The sequence below is a fragment of the Streptomyces sp. MS191 genome, assembly GCF_008042125.1.
GTDB lineage: Bacteria > Actinomycetota > Actinomycetes > Streptomycetales > Streptomycetaceae > Streptomyces.
Window position 1 is genome coordinate 1 of record NZ_RDBI01000253.1, and the last position, 3101, is coordinate 3101.

Sequence of the window (3101 nt, forward strand, 5' to 3'; positions counted from 1 at the left end):
GTGATGAGCACGGCGAGGCCGCCGCCCACCGCCAGCGGTGCTTGGGAGAGGGACCAGAGCACGGCCATGGCGAGAAGGAGCCACTTGGGCCGGATCCGGTCCGCGAGCAGACCCACCGCGGCACCGACACCGAGCAGAACGAAACGCCGCGCGTGGACCGTCACCGCACTGCTCGTCGTCTTCATGATGATCAATTTCGCCGACAAGTCCGTACTCGGTCTGGCGGCGGAGGAGATCCGACAGGACCTCGGCCTGTCGGCATCGGCCTTCGGCCTCGCCAGCAGCGCCTTCTTCCTGCTGTTCTCGATCTCCGGTGCCGCGGTGGGTCTGCTCGCGGACCGGATCCGGCCCAAGTGGCTCCTTCTCGCCATGGCCGTGCTCTGGTCCCTCTCCCAAGCACCGCTGGCGGTGGGCGGCGGCCTCGCCGTGCTCATCACCTCACGTGTCCTCCTCGGCGCCGCCGAGGGGCCCGCCTTCCCCGTCGCCCAGCAGGCCACCCTGTCCTGGTTCCCCAACCACCGGCGCAACCTGCCCGGGGCACTGATCGTCCTCGGCATCACCCTGGGGGTCCTGGTCGCGGCGCCCGTACTGACGTGGGTGATCCAGCACCACGGCTGGCGCTCGGCCGTCGCCGCGGTGGCGCTCGTCGGCGTCGTGTGGGCCCTGCTGTGGATCCCCTTCGGAGGAGAGGGACCGTACGCGGCCGCGGACACCACGTCGCCGACCGCCTCCGGCGAGAAGGGAGGGGAGGGCGCGGCGGCGGAGACCGCTCCGGTTCCGGCCGGGCAGAGGACGCCGTACCGGCGGATCCTCGCGACCCGAACCTGGATCGGCGCCACGGCCGCCTACTTCGGCACCTACTGGGTCATCGCCTTCGCTCTGGTCTGGCTCCCCTCCTACCTCCGCGACGGGTTGGGATACACCTCCGCCGGTGCCACCCAGGTGCTGATGCTGGTCTGGGGTCTGGGTGGCGTCGTGGTGCTCGGGCAGGCGGGCCTGACCGGATGGCTGCTGCGCCGCGGGACCGCGAGCCGGTGGGCCCGCGGCGGAGTCGGCGGCGTGCTCCTGCTCATCGGCGCCGGGTCGTGCCTCGCCCTGCCGCTGGCCCCGGCCGGTGCGCTGACCGCCGCGCTGCTGGTCGCGGGCTTCGGGCTCGCCGGAGCGATGAGCAGCGTCGCCGTCACCACGGTCACGGAGCTGGCTCCGGTGGACCGCCGCGGTGGTGCCCTGGGCATCATGAACGCCGTGGTGACCACCGCCGGTCTGCTGGCGCCGACACTGATCGGGCACCTCGTGGACACCCGCGGTGCGCAGGGCTACCAGTACGCCGTCCTGATCACCGGCGCCGTGCTCCTGCTGAGCGGTGCCGCCGCCCTCACCCTGATCGACCCGGACCGCGACGCCCGCCGGCTGTCCTGACCACCCGCCGGACGTCCCGACCWCGCGCGGGCCGGCTCCCCGCACAGCGCACGGAGCCGGCCCGCGCCGTTCCCCTCCCCGCCCCGACCTCCCGCAAGGACCGACGTTGAACACCAGTGCCCTCGACACCTCCTTCCTCGACCGCACCGTGGCTCACGTACGCGGCAGCGCCGACTCCTGGGCGGCCACCCCGCTCGCCGAACGCATCGCCCTCCTGGAGCGGCTGTTGCCGCGCGTGGTCTCCCGAGCCTCCGAACTGGCCGCCGCCGGTGCCCGAGCGAAGGGGTACGCCCCCGACTCGCCGTGGGCCGCCGAGGACTGGACCGGCGGGCCGTGGGCCCTGGCGCAGAACGCGGCGGCCTACCTGCACGTGCTCCGGCGGATCGCCGCGGGCATGGATCCCGTCGGCGCCGAGGCCGTCCACGAGGAGGACGGCCGCACGCGGGTCGACGTCTTCCCCGCCACCGGCTGGGACACCCTCCTGTTCAACGGATTCACGGCGCAGGTGTGGATGCGGCCCGGCACCACCACCGAGCAGGCACGCGACCGTGCGGCGGGTGGGTACCGGGACAGGCCCGGCCGCCCGGGCGTGGCTCTGGTCCTCGGCGCGGGCAACGTCGCGGCCATCACCGCACTGGACATCCTGCACAAGCTCTACGTCGAGCACCAGGTCGTCATCGCCAAGATGAACCCGGTCAACGACTACCTCCGGCCCCACTTCGAGTACATCTTCGCCGAGTTCGTCGACGGCGGCTGGGTGCGCTTCGTCGACGGCGGTGCGACCGAAGGCGGCTACCTCGCCGGCCACGAGGACGTGGACGCCGTTCACGTCACCGGCAGCGAGCGCACCCACGACGCCATCGTCTGGGGCACGGACGAGGAAGCCGAGCAGCGCCGCCTCGACGACCGGCCCCTGCTGGACAAGCCCTTCAGCAGTGAACTGGGCGGCGTCAGCCCCTGCATCGTCGTGCCGGGGCCGTGGAGCGACGCCGACTTCCGCTTCCAAGCCGAACATGTCGTCACCAGCAAGATGAACAACTCCGGACACAACTGCATCGCCAGCCAGATCCTGGTACTGCCACGTGACTGGGACGGCACCGAGCGCCTCCTGGCGGAGATCCGGCAGGTGCTGCGCGAACTGCCGTCACGAACCGACTACTACCCCGGCGCCGCCGCGCGCCTCGCCTCCGTCCTGGCCGCCCACCCGCAGGCGGAGACCCACGGCGACGGCTGCCGCGTGCTCGTCCCCGACATCACCGACCACGACGACGTCCTCATCACCGAGGAGGTCTTCGGCAGCGCGCTGGGCGTCGTACGCCTGCCCGGACAGACGCCGGACGCATTCCTGCGCCACGCCGTCGACTTCGCCAACGACACGCTCCCCGGCACGCTCGGAGCGACCATGATCGTCCATCCGAGGACCGAGAAGACCCACCGGGACGCGGTCCGCACCGCGATCGCCGACCTGCGCTACGGCACCCTGGGCGTCAACTGCTGGTCGGCGGTCGGCTTCCTGCTCGGCTTCACGCCGTGGGGCGCCCATCCCGGGCACACCCGCCAGGAGATCGGCAGCGGCATCGGCTTCGTGCACAACGCCTTCATGCTCGAGGACATCGAGAAGACCGTACTGCGCGCCCCGTTCAGGCCCGCCCCGCGAAGCCTGGTCACGGGCACCCCGTCGC

Annotated in this window: 2 protein-coding genes and 1 pseudogene; 2 read left to right on the forward strand and 1 reads right to left on the reverse strand. The window is 72.3% G+C overall.

The window, feature by feature from the left end; translation table 11 throughout:
* Window positions 1-185 (reverse strand): annotated as a pseudogene (locus EAO71_RS39590) (hypothetical protein); the annotation flags it as partial.
* Here EAO71_RS39590 and EAO71_RS37275 point away from each other — a divergent pair.
* Together EAO71_RS37275 and EAO71_RS37280 are read left to right on the forward strand one after the other, a co-directional pair.
* Window positions 184-1419, forward strand: a complete 1236-nt coding sequence (locus EAO71_RS37275; RefSeq protein ID WP_261992542.1) for an MFS transporter — start codon at window positions 184-186, stop codon at window positions 1417-1419. The pseudogene EAO71_RS39590 and the gene EAO71_RS37275 sit on opposite strands and share 2 nt — an antisense overlap.
* A gap of 106 nt (window positions 1420-1525) precedes the next feature.
* The coding region (locus tag EAO71_RS37280) for an aldehyde dehydrogenase family protein (protein ID WP_147982208.1) at window positions 1526-3101 on the forward strand (1576 nt) is incomplete at its 3' end.